Origin of the sequence: Microcoleus sp. M2_D5 (assembly GCF_036701935.1) — a bacterium.
In the GTDB taxonomy this organism is placed as follows: domain Bacteria; phylum Cyanobacteriota; class Cyanobacteriia; order Cyanobacteriales; family Microcoleaceae; genus Microcoleus.
The window spans coordinates 16,070-42,271 of the sequence record NZ_JAUBRP010000001.1 but is presented as its reverse complement, the minus strand read 5'-3'; the positions used below and the strand labels follow the sequence as shown (position 1 = coordinate 42,271).

The following is a 26,202-nucleotide window of genomic DNA, read 5'->3' as shown; positions in this document are numbered from 1 at the left end:
AAATCACCCTACGACGGAGATATAGCTTACTGGAGTAAGCGTAACAGCAAACTTTATGACGGCGAAACCTCTAAATCCTTAAAACGGCAAAACCATAAATGTGGGGAATATGGCTTAAAAATGCTAGGCGATGAAAGAGTTAATCTACATCATGTAGACCGAAACCATAGTAACTCGAAAATAAACAACCTTCTAGCGGTTCACTCTCATCTATCACGATTATATTCACATGAGCAAAAGCGAAAGCTGACAACATCGGGCTCTGTATGCGGAGAAATCCGCACGTACATATCTAAATGGGAGGGGCAGGGAATAATATCTCCCCTCCACCCAAGCAATTCTCAAGTGCTTTTGTCAAGCATGATTGAGATCCTCTTACCCTGCAAGCATAAGATTGCACTTTCGCACTTTTAATGCTTGTAACTTGTGCTTGAGAGAATTACCCGCCACCCTTTTTTTTCGGAGTTTTTGGAGGGCTGACATAGCGCGCCCAAAAAGGTTCTTCCATATCTTTCATCGCTGCTAGTTTGTGGCGCTCTTCCTCTATGCGCTTGCGTTCTGAAAGATTAGAAAATATGTTGATACTGCCGACAGTCTGGCCGCCAGCATCTCGCACAGGTGCTGCCCAAAGCCAAACATCGATCGAACTACCGTCTTTTTTCAACAAAGATACTTCCAAACCATTTTGCGGTTTGCCATTAGACGCAGACTTTAGCAGCGCGTAAAAATCTTGCTTTTTGCCTTCAGGAATATTCGGTAAAGGTTTCCCTAAAACCTCAGCCCCAGCCCAGCCAAAAAGTTGTTCGGCTGCGCGGTTCCAAACAACGGTATTGCCGTCATTGCTGGTACAGTTAATCGCCAGCGGCGCCGATGCTATCTGGGCTTGCAAAACTTGGTTGACGAGTTGCAGTTTCAATTCTACTTGCTTGCGATCCGTAATTTCCTGACAAGCGCCCCACAACCGGACAACCCGTTCAGCAGTTTTGTCCCACACCACTTGCCAGTAGTCCCGCACCCAGCGCACCTCGCCTTTTTGATTAATAATGCGATACTCATTAGCTCCAGTGCGGCTGAAAGTACAGCCTTCTAACTGTTTAATTAACATTTCCCTGTCGTCGGGATGAACGAGTTCGGAGTTCCACCAACCAAACGATTCTAATTCTTCAGGAACGCGACCCGTGCAGCGCTCAAAAGCTTCTGTCGCCCACTCGCAGGCGAACTTGCCATCGGGAAGTCCCTTAAAAGAATAGGCAAAATCCGAAGTAATTTGCGACATAACTCTGTAGTGCAGTTCCGACTCTCGGACAGCGACTTCCGCTTGCTTTCGTTCCCCTATTTCCCGCGAATTAATTATAATTGCCTGCACGCTAGAATCGTACAGCAAACTGTTACCTATCGACTCCACGTATATCCAAGAACCGTCAGCGTGGCGTTTCCGATATTCGATTGCCCCCCCAATTCCTGGAGATTCTAACAACTTACCAAAATACGTCTGCCAAGCTAGCAAATCGTCTGGATGGATTAACTCGCCGTGAAACTTGCCAATTCTTTCTTCTGGGTTGTAACCCAAAAGTCGCTGTAGAGATCCGCTGTGGTATCGGACTCGCCCGTCGGAGCCGACAATGCTAATTAGATCGGGAGAATTTCGCAGCATAGCTTGCAGTTTGGCTTCGCTTTTAATTAATCCTTGATTGTCCCTGCGGTGCTGGCTGATTTGTTTTTCCAACTGCTCCTGTAGCTGTCTGATTTGCGATGCTTGCTGGGCAACAGTTCGTTCCAAGAGGCGATTACTTTTTTCGATTTCAACCAGCTTTGCTTCGTTATATCTCGCGCTTTCAAACAGGCGAACTGCTGCTATTTCCTGCAAAGATTTAGATAAATTCTCCAAAATTTTTGTGAAAATTGCCTGTTGCGGGTGTGGCAATTCCCTAGCTTGTTCCTGCAATGTTTCTAAGTGTTTGTAGACAGTTTCTAGCATTTTATTAAGGGGGGGAATCTAATAGTTGCCTGCGGGTGCAACCCCTAAAAAGCGGACACAAGTTTTTTCAACATAACCCATAACTAAGATTGGTGTGTGGCGATCGACCCATCGCGCTCTCAATAACCAGGCATTTTGGGACTTTCTCTTCAAATCATAGCAACCGATAGAGAAATTGACACTCCCTTGCCTAAAGGCGCAGGGATTCTTGGATCGTCCAGTCGAACTTATCTCTGTTTGGCTACCATCAGCGAGTAGAGATCGGTCTGTCCCCCAGCGTAAATTTCGGTGTGCCCCACCGTATTTAAATTGATTCCTGCCTGCTTCAATCCCTTTGCCAAAATGTTTTTTCCGGCATTATGGTCGCGATCTAACACCACACCACAACCACAAATATGGGTTCGAGTTGACAGAGTTTTTTTAACCAGGTTGCCACAGTGTGAACATTCCTGAGATGTGTACTGAGGAGCAACAGCAATAACTGTTTTGCCGTACACTTTTCCAAAGTATTCCAACCATTGAGCAAACTGTGACCACGCAGCATCGCTAATTGATTTAGCGAGTTTATGGTTCTTAACCATGTTCCGCACCTGAAGGTCTTCGCAGGCTACAAAATCGTTAGATTTGACCGCGCACAACGCCGTCTTAATGGCGAAGTCTTTTCGCTGTCGACTGACGTTCAGGTGTTTTCTTCCTAACTTGTCGATCGCTTTTTTTCTATTTTTAGAACCTTTCTTTTTGCGAGAAACTCGCTTCTGCGATCTCTTCAGAGCTTTTTCGCTTTTGCGGAGATACCGAGGATTAGGAACTGTTTCGCCATCGCTATCAGTATAAAAATGGTTTAATCCGACATCTATTCCAATGGCTTTACCAGTGGAAATAGCTTCCTCTTTCCGTTCCACATTGATACAAAATTGAGCGTAGTATCCGTCGGCACGACGCACGACTCTGATTCGTTTAATCTCGTTTGGCGCGTAGAAATACAAATCCCGACTACCAACCAACTTGAACTTCCCAGCAGCGAAGCCGTCTTTAAATGTTAAACATCTTTTGTCGGCAGAAAGTGACCAACCCGATTGTTTGTACTCAACGGAACGAGTGTGTTTTTTGAACTGCGGGAATCCCTTTTTCCCTGGTTTCTTTGCTTTGCAATTAGCAAAAAAACGCCCTATAGCAAAAATGGCACGCTCCGCCGAAGCTTGACGTGCCGTCGAGTTAAGCTTGCCTGCCCATTCAAACTCTTTCGCCATAATGGCACACTGTTTGTATAGGTCTACCAGCTTAATTCCTTGATTGTCTATCCAATGTCTAAGAGTTTTGTTTCGGACAAATTGAACCCTCCGAATCATTTCGTCCATGATCCGATATTGCTCCGCTTTGCCTTTCGACTTAAACTCTAATACTATCATTGGAATAGTTTATCATTATTTTTACTGCAACTTTTACCCACAAAATCTACCTATTTAACAATTATTTACAAATTGTAGAAATTAAAGCCGTCCTAGAAGGACGGGGCTTTAGACCCACTTTTGCGGTAAATTCTTGTTGCGCCCTAATTGCCAGCCCAGCCGCACCCCCAAGAAGCGATCGCTTCTTGGGGGTGCGGGTAACTCTCCTACCCAGTGAATGTAGGGCTTCTCGCGGTTAAGCTAAACTAGATGGGTGTCAAGAGAAAGAGGGATTTATGACAGAGCAAGCCAACGCTCGCGATTTGTTTCGCGCTGCTTACGAACACCGCTATACCTGGGATGCCAATTTTCCCGGTTACAGTGCCGATATTGAACTCAAACAGGGCGACGAAGTATATACGGGTCATGTTTCCATCAAACCAGACATGAGCGTGGAAGTCAGCGGCATTGAAGATGAGGAAGTGCAGCAAAGCGTCTACACCCAAATGCGCGATATTGTCACCCACCGCAAACGATCGACATTTGAAAAATCTCACGGCAAAAATAGCTTTACCCTGGGCGAGAAGGATAGCACCGACGCTGTGGACATCTTGGTACAAGGCGACTCAATGGGATCGAATTATAAAATCCGAGGTCTCTCAATTTGTCAAGTCAGCCGGGTGATGGGCCGCATGGCTTTCGTAATTGACACGCACAAAAGCTTAGAGACACCCGAAGGTTCTTTGGCTACGCACTACGATGCCGTTTTCCGCAACCCCCAAACAGACGAAATCATCAAAGAACTCGAATTTGAAGATACCTTTGAGAAGATAGGCGACTATTATGTCATGACAAAGCAAGTAGTTCGAGCCAAAGAAAAAGGTCAATTGACAACAACCGAGTTCAACTACTCCAATGTCAAACTGCTAGAACCAGCAGTAGTGTAGCGCCCTCAAAAACCCAATTTCTTAAATAAAAGGGTTTTTTTGGTTAACGTATCAGAATCAACTTGATTTGGCGGCAAGTAACGCTACGATCGAACGAGAGAGCTAATTGGGAGCGAGCATCAGCGTGACAGAAACCGGGTTTCCTGCCGCGGGCTCACCTGAGTGCCGAAGTATTTTATCGAAAAACCCGGTTTCTTGAATCTCGCGCGGTTGAGAATGCTGTCCTTGAGTCAAATCGAACTTTCATCACCTGCAAAAAATCATCACAGAGGCGAAATATGACACTAGCACTAACCAGAGATAACGTCGAAACAGTTCTCGATGAAATGCGCCCCTACCTGATATCCGACGGTGGCAACGTCGAACTCGTAGAAATCGACGGCCCAGTGGTACACCTGAGACTGCAAGGAGCTTGCGGCTCTTGCCCCAGTTCCACAATGACTCTGAGAATGGGGATTGAACGTCGCCTGCGCGAGGCTATCCCAGAAATTGCCGAAGTTGAACAGGTAATGTAATTAGTCATCAGTCATTAGTCATTAGTTAGTAGTCATTAGGAAATTAACGACTAAATTTATTCATTAGTCTGAAGTCATCAGTTACAAGCAAATTAGGCGCTGCTGAATTGGGGTAGGAAATTTGTAGGGGCAATCCCCCCGCGATCGCCCACCGCTGACAGCGTAAGCTTAGAATTACCTCATCAGGCAAAATCATACTTGGATTCAGCAGCACCGCAAATTAAAGTAACTAATGGCTAATCAATCATATTACTGACCAATGACCAATGACCGATGACCAATGACTGAGGACTAAGGACTACTGATCGATGACCACTGACCAATGACTAAGGACTAGAGTAATGTCTCATCCCCTTTATGTAGCCTTCATTTGGCACCAACACCAACCGCTCTACAAATCCAGAGTATCAGCTAGCGCAGGAGCAGCTCAGTACCGACTGCCTTGGGTGCGCTTGCACGGAGTCAAAGACTACTTGGATTTAGTGCTCCTCCTGGCAAAATATCCCAAGCTTCATCAAACCGTCAACTTGGTTCCCTCCTTGATTTTGCAGATAGAAGACTGCATCGCAGACAGAGCATTAGACCCTTACTTGGCGGTGACATTAAAGTCAGCAGAAACTTTAAATATCGAAGAACAAGAGTTCATTTTAGAACACTTCTTTGACGCCAATTACCACACCCTGATTCAGCCGCACCCCCGCTACGATAAACTCTACACTCAGCGGCAGGAAAAAGGCATTCAGTGGTGTTTGGCAAACTGGAAATTGCAGGATTTTAGCGACTTGCTGGCGTGGCACAATTTAGCTTGGATTGACCCGATGTTTTGGGACGATCCCGATATTGCAGGGTGGCTGAAACAAGGACAAAATTTTAGTTGGGCAGACAGAAAAAACATCTACTCAAAACAAAAAGAAATCCTCGCTCGCATCATTCCCCAGCACCGTAAAATGCAAACTGAGGGACAGTTGGAAGTCTCCACAACCCCCTACACGCACCCGATTTTACCGCTGCTTGCCGACACCAACGGCGGCCGCATAGCTATTCCAAACATGACGCTGCCACAACACAGGTTTCAGTGGGAAGAAGATATTCCCCGACACCTGAGAAAAGCCTGGGAAATGTATGAAGACCGGTTTGATTGCCAACCGCGCGGTTTGTGGCCGTCGGAACAAGCAGTCAGCCCGGAAATTTTGCCCTACATTGCCAAACAAGGCTTTAAATGGATTGTCTCGGACGAAGCAGTATTGGGGTGGACAATTAAACACTTTTTCAACCGCGACGCGACAGGGAATGTCTGCGAACCAGAATTTTTATATCGCCCTTACCGTTTAGAAACTCCTGACGGCGATTTAGCTATAGTATTTAGAGACCACAGATTGTCCGACTTGATCGGGTTTACCTACGGTTCGATGGAACCGAAAAAAGCAGCATCAGATTTAGTGGGACACTTAGAAGCGATCGGCAGAACTCTCAAACACCGACAGTCGGACGGCCAAACAGCTTTAGAAAATCCCTGGTTAGTGACGATCGCCCTAGACGGCGAAAATTGCTGGGAATTCTATCCCCAAGACGGCAAACCGTTCTTAGAATCCCTCTATCAAACTCTCAGCGACAATCCAGATATCAAATTAGTCACCGTCTCAGAATTTCTCGACAAATTCCCAGCAACCGAAACAATTCCCGCAGCCCAACTGCACACCGGTTCCTGGGTGGACGGTTCTCTCACAACTTGGATCGGCGATCCCGCGAAAAATCGCGCTTGGGACTTGTTAGGGCCCGCCAGACAAATGCTGGCCAACCATCCAGAGGCCACAGAAGAAAGCAACCCAGAAGCTTGGGAAGCGCTGTATGCGGCCGAAGGTTCCGACTGGTTCTGGTGGTTTGGCGAAGGCCACACGTCGAACCAAGATGCCATGTTCGACCAGCTATTTCGCGAACACGTAGCGGGTATTTACGAAGCTCTCGGCGAGCCGGTACCCCCGGAAGTGCGGCGGCAAGTAGAGGTGCACTCTGTTCAAGGCGACCACCTGCCGCTGAGCTTTATTCACCCGGTGATTGACGGTATCGGCAACGAACAGGATTGGGACAAAGCCGGCCGGATTGAAGTTGGGGGAGCAAGGGGTACGATGCACCGGAGTTCGGCCATTCAGCGCCTTTGGTACGGGGTTGACCACTTGAATTTTTACATTCGCGCCGACTTCAAGGTAGGGGTGCGGCCGGGAATTGATTGCCCGCAGCAGTTAAATTTGTTCTGGTTTTATCCCGATCGCACGATGCACAACAGTCTGATTCCGCTGTCCGGTTTGCCTGACGAAGCACCGCTAAACTATAGATACCACCATCAGTTAGAGATTAATTTGCTGACGAAATCGATTTGGTTTCAGGAAGCAGAAGAGGGAGATCGGTGGCAGCCCCGCATTAGCCGCGCCCAAGTGGGAGTGGATAAATGTTTGGAGGTAGCAGTGCCCTGGGCGGATTTGCAGATTATGCCCGACTGGCAGGTGAGGCTGATTGCGGTTTTATCGGATGGGAGTCGTTACTCTACCTGTATGCCGTTCGATTCTTTGATTCCGATCGGAATGCCGTAAAAAGTCATTAGTCATTAGGCTGTAGGGGCGGGTTTCACCAGATTTCATAGAACTGCTAACTCAAATAAATATAACCCGCCCCCTGAATTAGTCATTAGTCATTAGTGATTTTTTGAACCAACAAACAATTAAATAATTATCAAATTATATCAAATAGGAGATTCTACTCTGGCTGCCTAATGCCTTGATAATTTTGCTCGCCTCCGGTCGATATAGGACTATCAAATATGTCTGTAATGAGGAATTCATTACTCACAAAAAAGAGGAATAAAGTCATCATTACAAACCTTATTGTAATAGTTATTTTACCGGAAATCATATCATTAGTCATGGGGAAATTAACAAACTAATGAGCCGCATTTTACTATTGGTCGATCGCCACCAACAACTTAATTTGCCGATCGCCCACCTCAACACCGAGCATGAGGTGATTTTACTCGATCGCGCTTTAAATCCAAACTCCGAATTTCCCATTGCCCAAATCGGTTTTGACTTGTGCATTCTCGACGAGGCCTCTTTCGATCGCATCGGGCCGCTGGTAGAAGGATTAAAAACTGCCGCCGAGCCGATATTTTTACCGTTTTTGCTTGTTAGTAAATCCCAAACGCCTGGTCTTTTCGATCGGCCGTTTTCACTGCCGGCCAAACAACTCGAACGCAGAATAGACGATTTGATAGCAAGTCCAGCAGAACCCGCCCAACTGCACTTGCGGGTAGAGAATTTGTTGGCCCGCAGGCGGCTGTCGCTAGAACTCCACAGACTTCAGGAAATAATTAAAGAAAGGACTTTTACAGAAAGTTTGTTAAAGGACTCGCTGCAAACGGCAAACGAAAACCTGCAACGGGAAATCGCCAAGCGGGCCGAGGTAGAAACTGCACTGCGAGAAAACTCCTATCTCGACTTGCTGATGAATGCCATGCCAGATATTGTCTGCTTCAAAGATGGCGAAGGCAGGTGGCAGGAGGCAAATCAAGCGATATTGGAAGTGTTCGAGCTAGAACAAATAGACTACCGCGGCCTTAAAGATTTTCAGCTAGGAGAACTCAGCAGTTTTTACCGCGAGGCGCTACAGGCTTGCGAGGTGAGCGATCGAGAAGCGTGGGAAAAAGGTAAGCTTTCTAGGGGGGAAGAAATGATTCCCCGCTCAAACGGTACTGTGAAAATCTACGACGTGATTAAAGTACCCGTATTTCACCCCGACGGCAGACGCAAAAGTATCGTGATTTTGGGCCGCGACATCACCGAATACAAGCAAGCTAGAGACGAACTCGTCCGCTTAGCGTCGATTGTCGAGTCTTCCGACGACGGCATCGTCAGCAAAACCCTCACCGGGACAATTCAGAGCTGGAACACAGGAGCAGAGAAGATTTATGGCTACTGTGCGGCGGAAATCAAGGGGAAGTCTATAGAGATTTTAGCCATACCCGAACGCCCCAAGGAAATGCCTCAAATATTGGAAAATATTAGAGCTGGAGCCACCATCGACCATTACGAAACCGTACACTTGCGGAAAGATGGCCAACAGATAGATGTCTCCCTCACGATTTCTCCGATTAAAGACGCTACTGGAGCGGTAACGGGCGTTTCGACAATCTCTCGCGACATCAGTGACAGCAAGCGAGTCGAAAAAGCGTTTGAACAACTCCGCCACCAAACAGAAATGATTTTGTTCTCCGCAGGAGAAGGAATTTGCGGGTTGAACAAACAGGGAAAAGTAACTTTTGTCAATCCTGCGGCGGTGAGAATGGCTGGGTGCGAATCGAAGCAATTGATCGATCGACCGCTTTATGAAAGCTTACACCGTGCACAGCAAGAATGCTCAAGGGCGATCGAGCAACTGTCACCTGCAACAGACATCAATTCAGGCTCTGAACTTGTCCCCCACTGCGCCGCACAGCAGGCGGGCAAACGGCTTCCGAACCGGGTAAGTTCTCAAATTTTAGCCACCTTGGAAGACGGAGAGGCGCGGCGCGTCACCGATGAGATTTTTTGGCGGCGAGACGGCAGCAGTTTTCCGGTTGAGTACGTTGTCGCTCCGATGCGAGAACAAGGCGAAATTATTGGAGCTGTAGTGACTTTTAAAGATATCACGGAGCAGCTTGCCGTCGAGCGCATGAAAGATGAATTCATCTCTGTTGTCAGCCACGAACTGCGGACGCCGATGACCTCGATTCACGGCGCCCTCGGCCTCCTCAACAGCGGCCTGCTGGACGCTTACCCCCAGAAAGCTAAGCGGATGCTGGAGATTGCTGTCAGTAATACTGACCGTTTGGTGCGCTTGGTCAACGACATCCTAGATTTAGAGCGGATGGAGTCGAGTTACAGCACTGCTATCAAACAAACTTGCAATGTGGCTGAGCTGATGTTGCAGGCGGCTGACGAGATGCAGGGAATGGCGAAGCCGGCGGGAGTTACTCTGTCGGTGAAGCCTGTGGGGGCGCAATTGCAAGCTGTTCCCGATCGGCTAATTCAAGCCTTGACAAATTTACTCAGTAATGCTATAAAATTTTCTCCCTCCGGCTCTACGGTTTGGCTGAGCGGGGAGTTGACCCACAATCTGGATTTGGCCGAAAAAGCAGCCCACAAGTCGGTGTCGTCTCCGTCTTTGTTGTCTCCTGAGCCTGCCGCCCGGCCTCCGCATATGCCAGTTTCGAGCTCGTGGTACATCGTGATTTCTGTGAAAGACCAAGGGCGGGGTATTCCGCCAGACAAGCTGGAGATGGTCTTTGAACGCTTTCAACAAGTTGATGCTTCTGATTCTCGCCAGAAAGGAGGAACTGGTTTGGGGCTGGCTATTTGTCGCAGTATCGTGCAGCAGCACGGGGGGCGGATGTGGGTGGAGAGTGTTGTGGGGGAGGGCAGCACTTTTTTCATAAGTCTGCCACTTCTTGCGGGAGGGGCTGGCAACTGAAAGTTAATTTCTACCCAGGTGTAACCAAAGTTAATGATTTTGTGCAGATTGTTTGTCGATGACTCGATCAAACAATCTCAGCCTTTTCAGAAGTTTGGGGACTGCGGGCCAAAAGCACAATTTGAGATCGAAAAGCGGCTTTTTTTGGGTGGGATATTGTACGGCAACCGCGCCAGACGGTTAGGATGTTCTTAGGTGAAACCCTGTCGCTCAATGGTAACTTCCTTGTTCCTTGTTCCTTGTTCCTTCAACATTTGCTATACAGTTTTGAAATTTTACTGTAAAGTCCGATCGGGTAAGATAATTTGCTTTACAAAATATTCACATTTAACCTCTAATCTACGATCAGTTCTCATTCATAAAAAAATGTTAATTTTGACTGCCAAGCGCATCTTGGTTATTGACGATGCGGAAGATATTCGGGAAGTAGCTCAAGTCAGTCTTGAGCTCGTGGGGGGCTGGGAAGTCATGACAGCGAGTTCGGGCCGCGAGGGCGTTGCTAAGGCTCTTGCCGAACAGCCTGATGCGATTCTATTGGACGTGATGATGCCCGACCAAGACGGGCCTACTACTTTTCTACAGTTACAAGCTAATAATGCTACGCAGCACATTCCGGTAATTTTATTGACAGCTAAGGCTCTGGCTGGGGACAGGCGGATGTTCGCTGATTTGGGGGTGGTGAGCGTGATTGCTAAGCCTTTTGAACCGATGTTTTTGGCGGCTCAGGTCGCTGAGGCTTTGGGCTGGGAGCAAGAATAGATCGATCGCCCGCCTTGAATTGTGCAGCTTTCCAAGCAGTAGTTTTGCAGGCAAAGAGAGTTAAAAAAACATGGTTTTTTGGTATGGTTCCTTAGATCGAATCAGGGCGATCGGACAGGATATATGTAGCAATTTAGACCCCGCACCTTTGATCCGGTCAGCTTAAGACTCAAAACCTCAGTCCGGTATCAGTTTCCATCCTGTCGGTATTGGGGTGAAATTGATACCAATTAGGGATGCCTAAATCCCTATTGGTAGTTCGTCCATTTAACCGAATTCTGCCTCAGCCATGAACTCAGTATTCCTGTGGATTTATCCGCAAAATATAAGCTGACAGGATTATTTTACTTTTTGTAACAACTCACTCGTCTTCATAAGTTCTTCAGGTTTTAGTTTTATGTTTAAGCAGAACGTCAGGGATCGCTCCTGACTTTTGGCAGACACATTGGGAGAAGACGACTATGCCCTCAGCTTACATTTTGCTACTAATAGTTTCTCTGGCAGCCGTCTGGGTTTACTGGCAAACCTCTCAAGATATTTTTGTTCTTGTGGCTTGGGCCGGGCTGGGTTGTTTTATTTGGGGTTTCTCTTGGGCTCCCTGGAGTGTTCAGCTTTTGATTGTGGTGTTACTGTTGGGCCTCCAAAAGTGCTACTTGCGCGACGCTCAAAGCTGTGAGTGAAAGAGATTTTTGATTGTTGTGCCTGGAATTGAGATGTGCAGGCTTTAGTGAATCTCTCTAATGATTGGGTTATCGCTCCATATCTTCAAAAAAGGTTTAAAATATCATGAATAGTTGCCCTTGTTGCTCCTCTAAATTGCTCCGCCACGCTCGCCACAATCGCGTTTATTGGTTCTGCTCGCACTGCTGGCAGGAAATGCCGGATCTGTCGGAGATGATTTTAGGTAACAGCGTGCGGAATCACAAACGCGATGGTTTGGTGAAGGTGGCGAGTTTGACTCCTAAATTGAGGATTTTTGATTCTGTAGAAATTGCTTAGTTTGCTGGAGCTAGTCTCGCGATAAATATTGAGACTGAAAAGATTTTTGTTTGTGCCCTCTGTGGGATTTTTGGAGAAAAAATGCACTAATCCCCTTCCGTGTGAAGTGAAGGGGACTTATTAGCGGGGGGGATGAGTACACTTGTGATGGGGTCGATCGACTGAATTTCAGCTATTGTGTGCAGAAGAGCTGATTACATCAAACCGATTTGAGAGAGAATGCCTTGACCGGTGATGTATTCGGTAGCGAGGCCGATAACGAAGCCCAACATTGCCAAACGGCCGTTCCAGGTTTCAGCAAACTCAGTGAAGCCAACTTTTGCGTCTTTGTTTTCCATGACCATAAACCTCGTTTAATTTCAACCTTATGTAACTAAACTTAACACAGCAGTATAAAGTTTGCAACATATTTTTACATTTACTGTTTAAATGCCGGAACTCAGCGGGATGGGCCCGCAGGGAGAGGGGCTGGCGCATCGGAGGCGAGAAACCCGGTTTCTTCTTGTATTTTTTGTGACTCGTCGCAAAATCTCGTAGAAACCGGGTTTCTGAGGTCAGGGCGCGTGGGTCGAAGGATGTCTGAAAAATAATTTTTAGTTAATATAAAATAGCAAAAATCTAGTGACACTCCGCCTGGAGTGCCCCGGAAGAGCAAACCCTAATTGTTTTGCACACAGCATAATTCCGGGGCACCATGCAATCTGAATCTATTAGATGCGAAGGTATTTCACAAAAATACTCATCACCTCACCACTTTTAGCAGTTGGTAGCAGGGGACTCCAGACACCAACCTCAGCGTACCCGCGCGCGTGGAGTAGGTAAATTGTACTCCTGACAGCTTGGGGAGAACCTATCAGCAGATGTTTGAGGGGTTCTTTCTCAGGATTTGCTGCGTCGGGAGTTAGCAAGGAGGCGGGAAGTTGAATGGCGTCGCTGCTGGAATTGGATAAAAAACTTTGTGTCACAGTGATTAAAGGCTTTTGCTAGTTGAGTGCTACATCCAAAAAATACAACACCCAGCCCGCTTGACACCAGCAACTTAGTGTAAATATTACCCTATTTTCTTAGATTTGTTTTTGATTCTTTCTAGTACCTCCTCCAAAAAATCTTCATTTTTGCCAGCAACCTCTATCATCTCTCGCAGCGTGTCAGCGTATGACAAGGTACGCTTGTGGTGGTCTGGCATTTTTTCAAAACTCGGCCCCCACCGCTTGACGGCATCAATATTAACGCCTAAAACCTTTACCAGAAGCAGGTTGCAACGCGCTTTGCAGCCTCTGGCTTTTTCTTCTTCTTGTGTGGCGTGGAACCACCGACGGCAAAAATCCCAAGCTTCCATTGACTCACTCAGCCAGCTAAACCATTTGTCGCGTCGCGACGTTCTGCAAGTTCGCAACATAGGGTAAAAATTACACTGTTTTAGGATTATGGTATCATCCCATTTGGTGTAATATTTCCCCTAATAGACTATAGCTGAGAATTGAGACTTACCCACAATTCGCCAGAAACCGGGTTTTTTTGCGAAAATACTTCGCTGCATCCCGCAGATTCGATAAAAAACCCGGTTTCTTTTGTCGGATCGCATAAGTCCCGTTCATAAAATCAAGCTCAAAAAATAAATCAGATCACCCATTGACATTTTAAAATTAATGTGCAAGCATCAAATTAGTATAGCTGAGATAAACACCCTCATTCAAAAGCAAGGAGTGTTGGTTAAGTCGTCTCAGCGAGGATGATGGGTTTATTTCGGCTGGCACAACATTTGTTTAAATGTGTATATCAACGGGTTTTTAGAACCCCTAGCCGAAGTTTACACATCGTATCGCTGAGACGCTAACCAAACAACTACAAACTAAATTCATAGTTTGTTACTAGAGCCATTTGTTAAATGGGCGATCTCATTTTTGAGCTAACCCAAAAACAATACTTCGTGCTAGATGGGTAATTTATTGATGCTGTCTGCTCACCCTTTTTTAGGAACGCTCCAATGACAGACAATCATCGAACCACAGGCAAACAAAAAAGCCAGTCTCAGCCTTTAGTTTCCATTTATTGGGATTATCAGAATATCTCTCATTACAAACTAGCCAAAGATTTATTACTCTTTGCTAGTGGACTGGGATGTGTCGTCAACCGCAAAGTTTACAACAATTGGGAAAAACAAAATAAGGAAGCAAAAGAAACTTTACGCTGTCTAGATTTTGAATTTGTTCATGAACCGGTAAAAATCACAGGTGCTGTAGACTTTAATTTGTTTGGCGAGTGCTACAGCGAGGCGTCAAGTAGCCTATACCCACACACATTTATTATTGTGTCTGGAGACGGCTACGGTGAAATTTTGATTCGCAAGCTGCATGAAAAGGGGAAGAAGGTAATAATTGTTGCCCGCAAAGGTAATGATAGTCACAATCTCAAAAAGCTTGCGGATGGATTTTACTTTGTCGATGAATTGCCAAAGTCGATCGAGACTTACAAACTGACTGCCTAAACTTCCTAGACATTCACCCCGCCGCAGATAGCAAAAATCCAGTTTATTTGATAAACTAGATTCTCCAAACCAACCGCCATCTGCGGCTCTTTCATGTCCACATAATAACACCCCACTCCAAAAAAAAAATAAACATTCCCACCTCCCATGCAATTAACTAATCCAACAAAAGAAATACAAATGACCCTTCCCGAATTCAAAAATGAAAAACTGCTGCGCCAAGCACTAACCCATCGTTCCTACGTCAACGAAAACCCCACATTCCGCGAAGAAGACAACGAACGCTTAGAATTTCTCGGCGATGCTTTGCTGACTTTTCTCAGCGGCGAATATCTCTATCAGCGTCATCCAGAAATGGGAGAGGATCAACTGACTCGCCGGCGTTCTGCATTAGTAGATGAAAAACAATTAGCCCGATTTGCTACTGAAATAGGTTTAGACTTAAAAATGCGGCTCGGAAAAGGAGCTTATCGAGAAGGTGGGATTACTAATCCTAATTTGCTCAGCAGCACTTTTGAAGCATTTATTGGCGCTTACTATCTCGACACGCAAGACATGGACAAAGTTCGCAACTTTGTGCAACAAATGTTTGATTCGGTTCCCGAAAATGTGGTGGAAACTCGATCGACTGTAGACTCGAAAAATCGCTTTCAGGAATGGGTACAATCCAACGGTGACACGACTCCCCCCAAATACGTGACACTCCAAGCAGGAGGCACACCCCACAAGCCGGAATTTCTCGCTAAAGTTTATGTTGCAGAGAAACTCTATGGAGAAGGTAAAGGCAAAAGCAAAAAAGATGCTGAGAAAAATGCGGCTGAAGATGCGCTAGCAAAGCTGAAAAAACGCGGACTGATCTAAACTTGAAAACGGGGGTAAAAACTACTAGCTTTTTTGTGCGCTTCCGGCGTTGGGCAAGCCCTCGAAGACGATCGCCCGAATTGATTGCCAGAGTCCACAATGGGCTATAATCAAGACTTGTGCAAGTGTTACCGCCGTCGATTGAGGGTTGCAATGACAGAAATTCGTTGACGAGTGCCCGATGGTCGATCGTAATTTTGGGAAATATTCAGAGCAATTCATGTCTACTCAAAACCCGACTACCCTAACTGTTGAAGAAGCACAGCAAATCCTCAAAGATTTCACTTGTCTGGATATGCAATCTGTAGCATCGCCTCTGGAAAAACAGGCGCTGCGTCAAGCGATTTTGCTGGTAGCAAGTTTGTCGGATTATCAAATGTTGGGAGTGTGCGCTTCTTCGACGGAGGAGGGGTTTTTAGCTTTAGAAGCTTATTTGAAAGCTTTGGGATATCAAGCTGTTTTAGATCCCAATGCTGTCTCGACCTTTGCTGGTTCGGTTTATATTAAGTTCAATACTTTGAAGGGGTCGTATTATGTTGATGGCTATCCCGGAACTTACCGGGGCGTTTTGATTTCGTGTCAATCTTCCTCGGAAGGTGGAGTTACTGGCACTTACGGTCATTTACCTCTCGATTTATTTGTTGATTAATTTCGTTGATTAATTTCTCAGTAGTCAGTAGTCCGTAGTCCGTAGTCAGTAGTCAGTCGATCGACTAAATTGAATCAAAAACCGACTGAAAGCATCCAGGATACAAGCCCCCGAATTTATCCGTGGCGTCAATGCTTCAATTCTTTAATCTAAAATCTAAAATCTAAAATTGATTGACTGACTGCTGACTAAGCTGTAGGGTGCGTCAGCCCGCCCTTCGGTTCAGTTGAATCTCATATGTTGCACCATTCTCAATTAGCCTTTTAGGAACAGGCTTTCCGGCCTGTGAAGCGAGAAAATTTATCTTTTGTGGAACGGGCCGGAGAGCCCGTTTTTGAGAAGGGTGCAATATGTAAGTTGAATCAAACAGCGACTGACGCACCTTACGAAGATTAACCTTTACCAACGATCAATTCTGCCTCTGGTTCCGGTGCGGTTCCTTCAGGTGGCAGTCCCAAAATATCGCTGTACAAGTTGATGTATTTCCGGGCCGAAATATCCCAGCTAAAATCTTCTCTCATGCCGCGCTGTTGCAGTTCTCTCCACTTATCTTTGTAGCGGAAACCTTCCCAAGTTCTGATCATGCAGGTGAACAAATCGAGGGGTTCGTAGCGATCGAAACAGTAACCGGTACCGGTATTGTCGATCGGGTTGTGGTGGGAAACGGTATCGACTAAACCGCCGGTGCGGCGAACCATTGGCACGCACCCGTAGCGGAGGGCTAGCATTTGGCTGATGCCGCAGGGCTCGAAACGGCTGGGCATCAGGAAGGTGTCGCAGCCTGCGTAAACGCGGCGGGAGAGGGCTTCGTTGTAGAGTAATTGGGTGGACATCCGGCCTGGATAGCGGGCTGTCATTTGCCAAAGTTGGGTTTCGTAGTAGCGATCGCCCGTTCCGAGTACAATAAATTGAGCGTCGGTATAGGCCATGAACCGATCGAGCATTTGAATTATCAAATCCAGCCCCTTCTGTTCTACCAGCCGCGTCACCATGCCCATTAAAAAGGCACCTTTATTCACTTCCAAACCGACTTCTTCTTGCAGGGCAATTTTGTTAGCTGGGCGCTTTTCAATAGTATCGACACTGAATTGTTGATGGAGGTACTTGTCAGTTTCTGGGTTGTAAGATTCTGTATCAATTCCGTTCAAAATGCCCGAAACTTTGCCGCCTATGTAAGAAAGCAAGCCTTCCAAAGTTTCCCCGTAAGCTGGGGTTTTAATTTGATCGGCGTAAGTCGGCGAAACTGTATTTACTCGATCGGCAAACTGTACTGCGGCAGCCATTGTATTGTGACCTTGCATATACCAAGGACACCAAGTCATCTGCTCCAAACGCCAGCGCCAGGGCCCTTGATAAGCTAAATTGTGAATAGTAAAAACCGTGCTGATATCGGGGTCTTGGCTCATCCAAACAGGTATCATCCCCGTATGCCAGTCGTGACAGTGGATAATTTGGGGCTTCCAATGATTCCAGGCAAATTCAGCAGCAGCATTGGCAAAGAAAGTGAACCTCCAATCTTCATCTACACCGCCGTAAACGCGGCGCGGCAAGAAAGATGGATGTTGTAATAAGTATAAAGGTACATCGGTTCCAGGCAAAACAGTTTCAAACACCGAGAAGCTTTGGAACATGGCAGACCCATCCCAAACAGGTTTTTTGGGAACGTCCATTTTGTCGGGGATGAAACCGTAGTAGGGCATGAAGATGCGGACATCGTGGCCCATGCGCCGCAGAAATTTCGGCAAAGCGCCGACGACATCGCCCATACCGCCCACTTTGGCGAGGGGTGATGCTTCGGCGGATACAAATAAAATACGCATTATTTTTTTGTGTTCCTTGAGATTGTTAGTCTAGATTAAGTTTAAATGGCGAGCGGCACAATATTAACGCGTCTTTCAAAAACAACTATAAATCTGAGTTGCTGCTGCGATCGCACTTTACTCAAGAATGCGAGATCCATTTTTCCATCCGTGTTTATCGGCGGCGCTCTGCGGCGAACAAAAGAGCGATCGATTTTATGATAAATATTGAATAAAATCTGTAGGGGCGGGTTCACCAAAATATTTGCCACCCACCGATAATCTTGATAAACCCGCCCCCACCCTACCAATAACCCCGATCGACCATTTCCCCCACCGTTAAATACAATTAATTTTTAATTTCTGGGTGGGGTATGGGCGGGTTTTTATCATTTGTCGGTGATGTCAAATATCTAGGCGAACCAGCCCATACATTGGTGGTTAAATGTGGGATAAAATCTACCGACAACTCCCGACTAATTCTGAGAATCCTCCTCAAAAGTTTCTTCAAATCCCGCTAGAAAATCATCCAGAGCTTCAGAGGCGATCGCCAAATTAATACTGTCGGCATCTTCCAATCCCCACGTATTCACCCCAACCACTTGACCGGCCATATTAATCAACGGCCCGCCGGAATTTCCAGGATTAATCGCCGCATCAGTTTGCAACACCTTCACCTCAGCAACATCTTCTTCATCGTCGCCTTCTTCATATTCCTCTGGTTCGCGAATTGCACTCACAATACCTTGAGTTACAGTTGAAGCAAACTGCCCCAAAGGATTGCCTACAGCAATTACTCTATCTCCCACTTTCACATCAAAAGACAACTCTAGGGGAGGATATTCTTGGGGAGAGTCCACTTGTTCGCCTGTGTTCGGGTCGAAGGTAAAATCGCTAATTAAGAGTAATGCTAAATCTTCTTCGGCATTACCAGTAAACACCACCTCTGCCAATCTCAATTTTCCGTCGTGAGTTTCGACTAAAACCTGTTCGATTTCATCTTCTTCATAGAAGTAATCTTCATCGGCAATATCTTCTACAACGTGATAGTTCGTGACAATTATGTCCGGCGATACAAAGAACCCGCTTCCTGAAGAAATCTCTTCTTCTGTATCCCAATCCATGACGTAAATTGAAACTACGGACGGCAAGACTTGCTCGACTACATCCGAAAAACTTCCGGCTTGAGTTTTGAACTCTTTCAATTGCTTCTGCAAAGCTTGTTGGTCTGCTTGCATTTTGCTATAGAGTTGCTGAACCTTTTTCAATTCCAGCTTTAATTGAATTTCTCTAGCGCTCATATTTGACTTTTACCTGAAATAAATTGCTGATTAATTTTGGATGTTTGATTGTAGATTGTGGATGGGGATGTTAATAATTATAGGACTTACGAAAAAAACCGGTTTTTACCATAAATCTTGGGCTATACAGCGAGACTTACATCAGAAACCGGGTTGCTCAACACTCGTGCGGATCGTCCTAAATTAGTTAGATATTTTTGAAATCTATCGCGCAAGTCCTACCTAAAATCCCATCAAAAATCTACAATCAGACTGCTACTCTACCTGTTTTGCCAAAGCAAACCGCCTGTTATTTTTATTTTACAAAAGGCGATATATCGCGTCTAAAAGCATTAACAAAGAGATGCGGAGCGGTTTTATGAACCACGTTGAACTTGGACAAATATTTCCTCCAAAATTGCACTAGCACCCTGTTGGCGCAGGCGGTGAGCGAGGTCAATTCCGATCATTTCAGCAGTCTCGGCGGCGCCGGAAACACTATCTTTGACGAATTGCTTGCCGTCGAGACTCGATACCATTCCGGTTAAGGTTAATTGACCGTTTTCTATTTTGGTATTGACGCCGATCGGCACTTGACAGCCGCCTTCTAATTCCCGCAGAAATGCGCGTTCAGCATAACATCTTTGGGCTGTTTCCGAGTGTTCGAGAGCTTTAATCAGTGCCATGATTTCTGTGTCTCCGGCGCGGCATTCGATGCCCAAAGCACCTTGTCCGACGGCGTGAAGGGAGATTTCAGCAGGGATAATTTGGTGGATGCGATCGCCCATTCCCAATCTTTCCAATCCCGCAACTGCTAAAATAATCGCGTCGTAACCGCCCTCATCTAATTTAGCGAGTCTAGTATTGAGATTGCCGCGAATATCTTTAAATTCAAAATGAGGGAAATGATGGCGAAGTTGAGCCAGCCGCCGCAGGGAAGAAGTGCCGATTACTGAACCTTCAGGCAGGGTGTCTAGTTGCTTGTCTTTGTGCTTGGAGTGAACTACCAGGGCGTCAGCGGGATTTTCCCGTTCGGTGACGCATCCTAAAATTAAACCTTCGGGTAAATTGGTAGGCAAATCTTTGAGGGAATGAACGGCAAAGTCCGTTTCATTGTTAATCATTCCCGTTTCTAATTCTTTGGTGAAAAGTCCTTTATCGCCAATTTTAGCGAGGGCGACATCAAGAATTATGTCCCCTTGGGTGGACATGGTGTGGACTTCAAAAGTGTGTTGCGGGAAGTGTTTCTGTAGCTGTTCTTGCACCCAGTGGGTTTGCACGAGAGCGAGTTGGCTTTTGCGGGAACCGATGCGAACGGTTCGGGAAGGGGCAGATGTGGTTGGGGACATAAGATCGATCGGAGGATAGCTTGAAATCAGCCAATATATTCACCTGATCTAGCGTACCGCAGGTGGGGACTTTAATTGCTGGTTGGGATAATTCGGGCGATAAAATAGACATACCAGATTTTGACCGCCTGTTTGAAAAAAGGATGCAACGGTAGGCAAGCTCCAAACCTTTACATAATAAGCCATTGCCAATCTAAAATCTAAAATCTAAAATCTAAAATGGTAGGACTGCCCGTAGCAGTGATTCTTGATGATGTTTCCCATCCAGCATTGGGAGTCGCTGGCATGGGGGCGATCGACATTCCGAAGCAAAGGCTGCCGGCGATGTACGATTTACTTAGGGTCGAGCCGGATGAACCTGGTTGACATGAGGAGTTAGCTTAGCGGCAGCGAGAAAGAATTAGCTCAAAGGTTGGGGGATTTGGGGAGAGAAATGTAGTGGCGAGGGGAAAAGGGCGATCGAAAGTGCGATCGTACTTCTCAAGCCACCAAACAGCTTAGCATAAAAAGTAGACTTATTGCATATATCTTCGATCGATCTAGCGCAGATGCAAGGCAGATAAACACAGATAAACGCAGATAATTTCTAGATTGTTTGCAAATGAATGCAATAGGAGTCTAGTGATAGCCATTACCAAATCTAAAATCTAAAATCTAAAATCTAAAATGGTATTAACGCTGTCCTGCTTGAAGTGCAGAATTTGCTATCTGGATAACTTCTTGCTGGCGTGCGTTTTTCCTGGTGATTCGGTACAGCACCCCCAGCCTTTGCCACTCAACAAAAGCAGTGCAGTAAGCACCGCAACTATTGAAATAAATTCCCCTGAATCCGCCGGCCAATTCAACGCTTCTGTAAGTATCCTGCGGCAATCGCGAAGGAGGCGAAAACGGTTCATTTCTTTTAGCTTCGATTGTGCCGAAATAACAGGCTCCGGCACGGCATCCTTTGCCTAAATACATTCCCACAATGTAACCGTGGGCCCCCGCTTGCACATCAAAATCAACTTGCTGAATGTCTGATAAAGGAAGTCTACTCGGAAGAAAAACAGGCACTCGCGTTTTGCCTTTGATTTGCCGAAAGATGTTACTCGCAGGAAAAATACTGTTAGCTTGGTTTGTACCTGGATTATCGGGGAGTGGGGGAAACTCTTGCACAAAATTTCTCCACTGCAAAACTCTATTTTTAGCTATCTTCAAAGTTGGAATAGAGTATTTTTCTAGCGCAAAAGAAGGGCGACTATTTTTCTGGTTGAAGCTGCGGCGAATCACTGTAATTTCAGGTTTACCTAAGCCGTAAGCTTTGGCTGTGGAACGGGCAAGATTGCAGCTAATTTTGAAGCGTCCCATCTCAATATTGCCATTTTCCGCTTGATAAGACCAATTGTAACCTTCAGAAGCACGATCGCGATCGCACAGAAAATGAGAAATCTCAAACATCTTGGCAATATGAACATCGTACAACCGCAACTTACCGCCGCCGCCAGATTTTGCAGTGTGGCGATCGGGTACAATAAATTGTATCGGTTGCCAGCTATCTTCAGGGGAAAAATTAAACCAGCGGATTTCTGTAATCGGGAGTTGAGTCCTTGCTAACGCTGAGTTTGGCGTCAAAAGTGCGTGAAGCGAAGCTATCCCCTTCCCCGCAGGGGTTCCCGAAGGGTAGGGAATCGTAAAAGCAGTCACCACACCAGCAAAAATCGCCGCAAATAGCCATCTTCCCCTCATCCTGATTTCCCTGTAGACATCACAACCATTTTGTCTTGCTTCGCCAGCTTTGGAAAGAGGAGTTGGAGAAATTTAAATAATCTTTGCCCGCCCTTACCAAAACTTAACGCTTCCCAGCTTGAATAGCAGAATTTGCTATTAAAATTAAATCAGGTTCTCGTCCGTTCTTAATAGCGACGGTATACATAAAACCCTGATTTTTCCACTGAAGAGTTGCCGTGCAGTAAGCCCCACAACCGTTATGAAAAACTCCGTTCAGTCCGCCCGCAAGTTTGACATTTTTTAACGTCTTAGTTACCCCTTCTAGTTTTGTAGTAAACTTCCCGCCTTTTTGACCTTGAATAGACCCAAAAGTGCAAGCAGTCGTACCGCCGCAATCTGCTGTATAGTCGATAGAAATAGCATAGCTGTTTGCTTGTGCTGTAGTTGGATAGTACATTTTTTGGGAAAGCGGAATCCTGCTGGGAATAAAAATAGGCACTTGCGTTTTGCCTTTTAACTTTGGCAAAATTTCACTTACCGGAACCGCAGTGTCTCCTCGAGCAATTTGTGTTGTTCCCGATTGTCGCTGCGACAATTGCGAAGATCCAAAAACAACGGAGAGAGGTACTAAAGCAGTCAATACACCAGCCGAAGCAGCCAAAAGTAATAATTTCTTCTTCACGGTCTTTTCCCTCAATATTCCAAGAGTTTAGTTGGGCGGCGAACCGCATTCACCTATGTACAACCATAATTCAAAATACAAAATTAACACTCGCTTTTCCGGGAAAAATGTTTTTTTACTGTCTTGACAAAGTTGCCAGAATATGAAGTCATATAGCGATGCTAAATCATTTGTGAATTTTTTACTCCCTCCCCTTACTAAGGGGACGGCTGGGGTGGGGTAAAAAATTTACGACTCCTGCAAGGATTGCTATATATAATATAGAGAAGGCGAGCAATTTAGGAGTCGATTGTGGAACTGCAAGAGTATTTGCGCCAGTACGGATTGGAAACCTTGTCCGAAACTTATCATATCAAAGTTACCCGCCACCGCCAATATCCCGATTTAGTATGTCTGAAATACTCGCAGATAGAATCTCCCTTGGGCGAAAAAATAGTCCAGCAGTGCCGAGGCATTATTTTAGATTCATCTCAAGATTGGCAGATAGTTTCTTATCCCTACGACAAATTTTTTAATTACGGAGAAATTCACGCCGCTGCAATTGATTGGACAAATGCCAAAGTTTACCAAAAACTAGACGGTTCTTTGACTGTACTGTATTTTTACAAGGGAGAATGGAGAGTGCAATCTAGCGGCACTCCCGACGCCGCCGGCGAAGTTAACGGTTTTGGATTCACTTTTGCAGAGCTTTTTTGGAAAGTTTGGCAAGAATTGGGATATCAATTGCCACAAGAAACCGACCAGTGTTTTATCTTTGAGTTGATGACGCCTTACAATAGAATAGTTGTCCAGCAGCCAAACAATCAAATCGTGCTGCACGGGGTTCGCAACACTCAAACGCTGCTAGAAACCGATCCGAGTATTTGGGCTAATAAATACGGCTGGGAATTGGTCGCATCCTATCCTTTAACTAGCTGGAAAGAAGTTATCGAAGCGGCTCAACATTTAGATCCGATGAATTCGGAAGGGTATATTATCTGCGATGCTAACTTCAACCGAGTTAAAGTAAAGTCTCCGCAATATGTCGCAATTTCCCATCTGCGCGAAGGGTTTTCGACCCGCAGGATGATCGAGATTGTTATAACTAATGAAGGAGAAGAGTTTTTAGCTTATTTTCCTGAGTGGACTGAGTTGTATCAAAAAGTTAAGGAAAAATATCAATGTTTGGTTGAAGAAATCGAGGAGGTTTACCGACAGCACAAACATATTGAAGTTCAGAAAGATTTTGCCTTAGCTGTGAAACATTTGCCGTATTCCGGGATTTTGTTTTCCTTGCGCGCCGGCAGAGTTGCGGGAGTGAAAGAAGCTCTCCGCGATGTTACTATCAATAAGATGGAGGAATTATTGGGCTTAGATTACATCCATTTAGGTTTGTAAAATAAATTGTTTCTACTTCGCTCAGCAACCGAACGAAATTACCAAGTATTAATTAGCATGAAAAGAGTTATTGTCCTTGTCGGTTTGCCTGCTTCGGGAAAATCTCAATTTGCTAGGGAATTGCTGCTGTCTGAACCTGCTAGATGGGTTCGCACGAATAAAGATTTGCTGCGAGAAATGGCTCACGCTTCTCATTGGTCGCCGGCGAACGAAAAGTTTATTGTGCAGTTGAGAGATACGATTATTTTGATGGCTTTGGAAAGCGGCAAGCACGTCATTGTTGATGATACTAATTTTGGACCTCACATCGAGCATATCAAGGAGTTGGTTAAAGGTAAAGCTGTTGTCGAAGTTAATGATTCTTTCCTGCAAGTTCCGGTTGAGGAATGTATTAAACGGGATTTGAAAAGACTTAATTCGGTGGGCAAAGATGTGATTGTGAAGATGTACAATAAGTACGTGCGGGTTCCCGTTGTGCCGCCGGAATATAACCCGGATTTGCGGGATGCAATTATTGTGGATATGGACGGCACATTAGCGCTTCTCAACGGCAGAAATCCTTTTGATGCTTCTACGTGCGATCGCGATTTGCCCAATCCGCCAGTTTTAGATACCGTTCGCAAGTGGCAAACCAGCGCTAATATTATTGTAGTGTCGGGCCGCACAGATGATTGTCAGCCTCAAACTGAAAAATGGTTGCAGCAGTACGATGTCAATTATGCTGCTCTTTATATGCGGAAAACGGGAGATATGAGGAAGGATTCTCTGATTAAGGAGGAATTCTATCGGCAGCATATTGATGGGAAGTATAACATTAAATTTGTGTTAGACGATCGCCAGCAAGTTGTTGATATGTGGAGAAGCTTGGGATTGACGGTATTCCAAGTAGATGAAGGGGATTTTTGACCTATGGTTTTTCTGACAATTGTCCCAGGCCTCATGCTACAATCAAAGTAACATTACAAAAAATTTTGTTATGATAGCCATTCCGCAAGAACCACAAAAAATGACGGTTGAGGAATATCTCGAATGGGAAGCTCAACAAGAGATTCGCCACGAATATGTCAACGGCGAAGTTTTTGCCATGACAGGCAGTACAATTCCCCATAACGATCTGGCACTCAACTTTTACACTGCATTGCGCCCACATATACGTTCCAGAGGCTGTCGGATGAACGTGTCAGATGTGAAATTGCAAGTCAGTTTTCAAAGCCGTTACTACTACCCCGACGTGATAGTCAGTTGCGACCCTCAAGACTTAAATTCCCGCAACTTCATTCAGAATCCTAAAATCATTGTGGAAGTTCTTTCTCCCAGTACAAGTGCTAAAGATCGGGATGAAAAATTCACTTGTTACCTAAAAATTCCGACTTTGCAAGAGTATATCTTGATTGATTCACAAAAGATTTTTGTTGAGCGTTACTGTCGGGGAGAGGGGAGAATGTGGCTGTACTATTCTTACACGGCTGGGGAGATTATCACTTTATCAAGCATTGAGTTTGATTTGCCGATCGCACTTTTGTATGAAGGTGTGGGATTTGAAACAGAAACAGAAACGTAAATGGGAATATTGAAAACCGCAATCTCTGTAGGGGCGGGTTCACCGAAATCTTTAACACAAATCAAACAATCTGATAAACCCGCCCTCCAACGCCCAATTTTACATCAACATTTTATCCCATAAATTAAGGGTAGATTTGTATTTGCGATCGGGTGGGGGCGGGTTTACGAAATTATTAATTTTTTTCATAGATGGTTGGTGAACCCGCCCCTACGGTTCATTGTTTTATCCCAATTTTATCTGGTGATGACTGGTGGGGGCGGGTTTAGGAGATTATTAATTTTTTCCATAGATGGTTGGTGAACCCGCCCCTACGGTTCATTGTTTTATCCCAATTTTATCTGGTGATGACTGGTGGGGGCGG

24 protein-coding genes are annotated in these 26,202 nt (G+C 45.6%); 14 read left to right on the top strand and 10 right to left on the bottom strand.

All coding sequences use genetic code 11. The features are described 5' to 3' along the window. Positions 1–439: 439 nt before the first annotated feature. Positions 440–1,978, bottom strand: a complete 1,539-nt coding sequence (locus QUA50_RS00170; protein ID WP_333258959.1) for a PAS domain S-box protein — start codon at positions 1,976–1,978, stop codon at positions 440–442. A gap of 227 nt (positions 1,979–2,205) precedes the next feature. Further along, a complete protein-coding gene (locus QUA50_RS00165; RefSeq protein ID WP_333258961.1) occupies positions 2,206–3,387 on the bottom strand; it encodes a transposase in 1,182 nt (393 codons plus the stop codon). 275 nt (positions 3,388–3,662) lie between these two features. On the opposite strand from QUA50_RS00165, the gene QUA50_RS00160 reads away from it, so the two are divergent. From QUA50_RS00160 to QUA50_RS00130, 7 genes are all read left to right on the top strand, one after another. After that, positions 3,663–4,313 (top strand): DUF3386 domain-containing protein, encoded by a 651-nt coding sequence (locus QUA50_RS00160; RefSeq protein WP_333038699.1) that lies wholly within the window; start codon positions 3,663–3,665, stop codon positions 4,311–4,313. 278 nt (positions 4,314–4,591) lie between these two features. Continuing rightward, entirely contained in the window at positions 4,592–4,828 is a 237-nt protein-coding gene (locus QUA50_RS00155; protein ID WP_006632519.1) for a NifU family protein, read from the top strand. A 341-nt stretch (positions 4,829–5,169) separates the two neighbouring features. Next, complete coding sequence (locus QUA50_RS00150) at positions 5,170–7,416, top strand: glycoside hydrolase (protein WP_333258963.1); 2,247 nt, start codon at positions 5,170–5,172, stop codon at positions 7,414–7,416. Between the two features lie 349 nt (positions 7,417–7,765). Then, positions 7,766–10,327, top strand: coding sequence for a PAS domain S-box protein (locus QUA50_RS00145; RefSeq protein WP_333258965.1), 2,562 nt, complete (start codon positions 7,766–7,768; stop codon positions 10,325–10,327). A gap of 366 nt (positions 10,328–10,693) precedes the next feature. Beyond that, positions 10,694–11,086 (top strand): response regulator, encoded by a 393-nt coding sequence (locus QUA50_RS00140; RefSeq protein ID WP_333246266.1) that lies wholly within the window; start codon positions 10,694–10,696, stop codon positions 11,084–11,086. A 461-nt stretch (positions 11,087–11,547) separates the two neighbouring features. Next, positions 11,548–11,766: a hypothetical protein gene (locus QUA50_RS00135; protein ID WP_190655558.1), complete on the top strand. Its 219-nt coding sequence runs from the start codon at positions 11,548–11,550 to the stop codon at positions 11,764–11,766. 106 nt (positions 11,767–11,872) lie between these two features. Then, entirely contained in the window at positions 11,873–12,085 is a 213-nt protein-coding gene (locus QUA50_RS00130) for a hypothetical protein (RefSeq protein WP_333258968.1), read from the top strand. 194 nt (positions 12,086–12,279) lie between these two features. Here QUA50_RS00130 and QUA50_RS00125 read toward each other — a convergent pair whose 3' ends face one another. From QUA50_RS00125 to QUA50_RS00115, 3 genes are all read right to left on the bottom strand, one after another. Next, a complete protein-coding gene (locus tag QUA50_RS00125) occupies positions 12,280–12,423 on the bottom strand; it encodes a chlorophyll a/b-binding protein (RefSeq protein WP_096831166.1) in 144 nt (47 codons plus the stop codon). Positions 12,424–12,795: 372 nt separating this feature from the next. Further along, positions 12,796–13,050 (bottom strand): hypothetical protein, encoded by a 255-nt coding sequence (locus QUA50_RS00120; RefSeq protein WP_015176458.1) that lies wholly within the window; start codon positions 13,048–13,050, stop codon positions 12,796–12,798. An 86-nt stretch (positions 13,051–13,136) separates the two neighbouring features. Then, positions 13,137–13,484 (bottom strand): hypothetical protein, encoded by a 348-nt coding sequence (locus QUA50_RS00115; RefSeq protein WP_333258970.1) that lies wholly within the window; start codon positions 13,482–13,484, stop codon positions 13,137–13,139. 588 nt (positions 13,485–14,072) lie between these two features. On the opposite strand from QUA50_RS00115, the gene QUA50_RS00110 reads away from it, so the two are divergent. The 3 genes from QUA50_RS00110 to QUA50_RS00100 all read left to right on the top strand — a co-directional run bounded on the left by QUA50_RS00110 (position 14,073) and on the right by QUA50_RS00100 (position 16,083). Then, positions 14,073–14,573, top strand: coding sequence for an NYN domain-containing protein (locus QUA50_RS00110; protein ID WP_333258972.1), 501 nt, complete (start codon positions 14,073–14,075; stop codon positions 14,571–14,573). Between the two features lie 180 nt (positions 14,574–14,753). Further along, entirely contained in the window at positions 14,754–15,434 is a 681-nt protein-coding gene (gene rnc / locus QUA50_RS00105; RefSeq protein WP_333258974.1) for a ribonuclease III, read from the top strand. Between the two features lie 220 nt (positions 15,435–15,654). Next, positions 15,655–16,083, top strand: coding sequence for a DUF1824 family protein (locus QUA50_RS00100; RefSeq protein WP_333258976.1), 429 nt, complete (start codon positions 15,655–15,657; stop codon positions 16,081–16,083). Positions 16,084–16,475: 392 nt separating this feature from the next. Here QUA50_RS00100 and glgA read toward each other — a convergent pair whose 3' ends face one another. The 3 genes from glgA to hemC form a co-directional block, all read right to left on the bottom strand. Further along, complete coding sequence (glgA, locus tag QUA50_RS00095) at positions 16,476–17,903, bottom strand: glycogen synthase GlgA (RefSeq protein ID WP_333258978.1); 1,428 nt, start codon at positions 17,901–17,903, stop codon at positions 16,476–16,478. A 455-nt stretch (positions 17,904–18,358) separates the two neighbouring features. Next, a complete protein-coding gene (locus QUA50_RS00090) occupies positions 18,359–19,183 on the bottom strand; it encodes a S1C family serine protease (RefSeq protein WP_333258980.1) in 825 nt (274 codons plus the stop codon). A 356-nt stretch (positions 19,184–19,539) separates the two neighbouring features. Continuing rightward, positions 19,540–20,511, bottom strand: coding sequence for a hydroxymethylbilane synthase (gene hemC / locus QUA50_RS00085; protein ID WP_333258982.1), 972 nt, complete (start codon positions 20,509–20,511; stop codon positions 19,540–19,542). A gap of 219 nt (positions 20,512–20,730) precedes the next feature. On the opposite strand from hemC, the gene QUA50_RS00080 reads away from it, so the two are divergent. Beyond that, complete coding sequence (locus QUA50_RS00080; RefSeq protein ID WP_333258984.1) at positions 20,731–20,877, top strand: hypothetical protein; 147 nt, start codon at positions 20,731–20,733, stop codon at positions 20,875–20,877. Between the two features lie 306 nt (positions 20,878–21,183). Here QUA50_RS00080 and QUA50_RS00075 read toward each other — a convergent pair whose 3' ends face one another. Then, the gene (locus tag QUA50_RS00075; RefSeq protein ID WP_333258986.1) at positions 21,184–22,236 is read right to left on the bottom strand and encodes a hypothetical protein; all 1,053 of its coding nucleotides are present in this window, start codon (positions 22,234–22,236) and stop codon (positions 21,184–21,186) included. A 103-nt stretch (positions 22,237–22,339) separates the two neighbouring features. Next, positions 22,340–22,900, bottom strand: a complete 561-nt coding sequence (locus tag QUA50_RS00070) for a hypothetical protein (RefSeq protein WP_333258988.1) — start codon at positions 22,898–22,900, stop codon at positions 22,340–22,342. Between the two features lie 291 nt (positions 22,901–23,191). Here QUA50_RS00070 and QUA50_RS00065 point away from each other — a divergent pair, with 291 nt between their 5' ends. The 3 genes from QUA50_RS00065 to QUA50_RS00055 all read left to right on the top strand — a co-directional run bounded on the left by QUA50_RS00065 (position 23,192) and on the right by QUA50_RS00055 (position 25,838). After that, the gene (locus tag QUA50_RS00065) at positions 23,192–24,277 is read left to right on the top strand and encodes a T4 RnlA family RNA ligase (RefSeq protein ID WP_333258990.1); all 1,086 of its coding nucleotides are present in this window, start codon (positions 23,192–23,194) and stop codon (positions 24,275–24,277) included. A gap of 57 nt (positions 24,278–24,334) precedes the next feature. Continuing rightward, on the top strand, positions 24,335–25,183 hold the full coding sequence (locus QUA50_RS00060) for a phosphatase domain-containing protein (protein WP_333258992.1): 849 nt from the start codon (positions 24,335–24,337) through the stop codon (positions 25,181–25,183). A 70-nt stretch (positions 25,184–25,253) separates the two neighbouring features. Then, complete coding sequence (locus tag QUA50_RS00055; RefSeq protein WP_333258994.1) at positions 25,254–25,838, top strand: Uma2 family endonuclease; 585 nt, start codon at positions 25,254–25,256, stop codon at positions 25,836–25,838. Positions 25,839–26,202: the final 364 nt, after the last annotated feature.

Excerpts from the sequence above, each read along its gene's own strand:
- QUA50_RS00160 (WP_333038699.1), top strand. The coding sequence starts at position 3,663 with ATGACAGAGCAAGCCAACGCTCGCGATTTGTTTCGCGCTGCTTACGAA.
- hemC (WP_333258982.1), bottom strand. The coding sequence starts at position 20,511 with ATGTCCCCAACCACATCTGCCCCTTCCCGAACCGTTCGCATCGGTTCC.
- QUA50_RS00115 (WP_333258970.1), bottom strand. The coding sequence starts at position 13,484 with ATGTTGCGAACTTGCAGAACGTCGCGACGCGACAAATGGTTTAGCTGG.
- QUA50_RS00170 (WP_333258959.1), bottom strand. The coding sequence starts at position 1,978 with ATGCTAGAAACTGTCTACAAACACTTAGAAACATTGCAGGAACAAGCT.
- QUA50_RS00090 (WP_333258980.1), bottom strand. The coding sequence starts at position 19,183 with ATGAGCGCTAGAGAAATTCAATTAAAGCTGGAATTGAAAAAGGTTCAG.
- QUA50_RS00130 (WP_333258968.1), top strand. The coding sequence starts at position 11,873 with ATGAATAGTTGCCCTTGTTGCTCCTCTAAATTGCTCCGCCACGCTCGC.
- QUA50_RS00145 (WP_333258965.1), top strand. The coding sequence starts at position 7,766 with ATGAGCCGCATTTTACTATTGGTCGATCGCCACCAACAACTTAATTTG.
- QUA50_RS00100 (WP_333258976.1), top strand. The coding sequence starts at position 15,655 with ATGTCTACTCAAAACCCGACTACCCTAACTGTTGAAGAAGCACAGCAA.
- QUA50_RS00140 (WP_333246266.1), top strand. The coding sequence starts at position 10,694 with ATGTTAATTTTGACTGCCAAGCGCATCTTGGTTATTGACGATGCGGAA.
- QUA50_RS00080 (WP_333258984.1), top strand. The coding sequence starts at position 20,731 with ATGGTAGGACTGCCCGTAGCAGTGATTCTTGATGATGTTTCCCATCCA.
- QUA50_RS00125 (WP_096831166.1), bottom strand. The coding sequence starts at position 12,423 with ATGGAAAACAAAGACGCAAAAGTTGGCTTCACTGAGTTTGCTGAAACC.
- glgA (WP_333258978.1), bottom strand. The coding sequence starts at position 17,903 with ATGCGTATTTTATTTGTATCCGCCGAAGCATCACCCCTCGCCAAAGTG.
- QUA50_RS00135 (WP_190655558.1), top strand. The coding sequence starts at position 11,548 with ATGCCCTCAGCTTACATTTTGCTACTAATAGTTTCTCTGGCAGCCGTC.
- QUA50_RS00150 (WP_333258963.1), top strand. The coding sequence starts at position 5,170 with ATGTCTCATCCCCTTTATGTAGCCTTCATTTGGCACCAACACCAACCG.
- QUA50_RS00055 (WP_333258994.1), top strand. The coding sequence starts at position 25,254 with ATGATAGCCATTCCGCAAGAACCACAAAAAATGACGGTTGAGGAATAT.
- QUA50_RS00155 (WP_006632519.1), top strand. The coding sequence starts at position 4,592 with ATGACACTAGCACTAACCAGAGATAACGTCGAAACAGTTCTCGATGAA.
- QUA50_RS00165 (WP_333258961.1), bottom strand. The coding sequence starts at position 3,387 with ATGATAGTATTAGAGTTTAAGTCGAAAGGCAAAGCGGAGCAATATCGG.
- QUA50_RS00110 (WP_333258972.1), top strand. The coding sequence starts at position 14,073 with ATGACAGACAATCATCGAACCACAGGCAAACAAAAAAGCCAGTCTCAG.
- QUA50_RS00060 (WP_333258992.1), top strand. The coding sequence starts at position 24,335 with ATGAAAAGAGTTATTGTCCTTGTCGGTTTGCCTGCTTCGGGAAAATCT.
- rnc (WP_333258974.1), top strand. The coding sequence starts at position 14,754 with ATGACCCTTCCCGAATTCAAAAATGAAAAACTGCTGCGCCAAGCACTA.
- QUA50_RS00075 (WP_333258986.1), bottom strand. The coding sequence starts at position 22,236 with ATGAGGGGAAGATGGCTATTTGCGGCGATTTTTGCTGGTGTGGTGACT.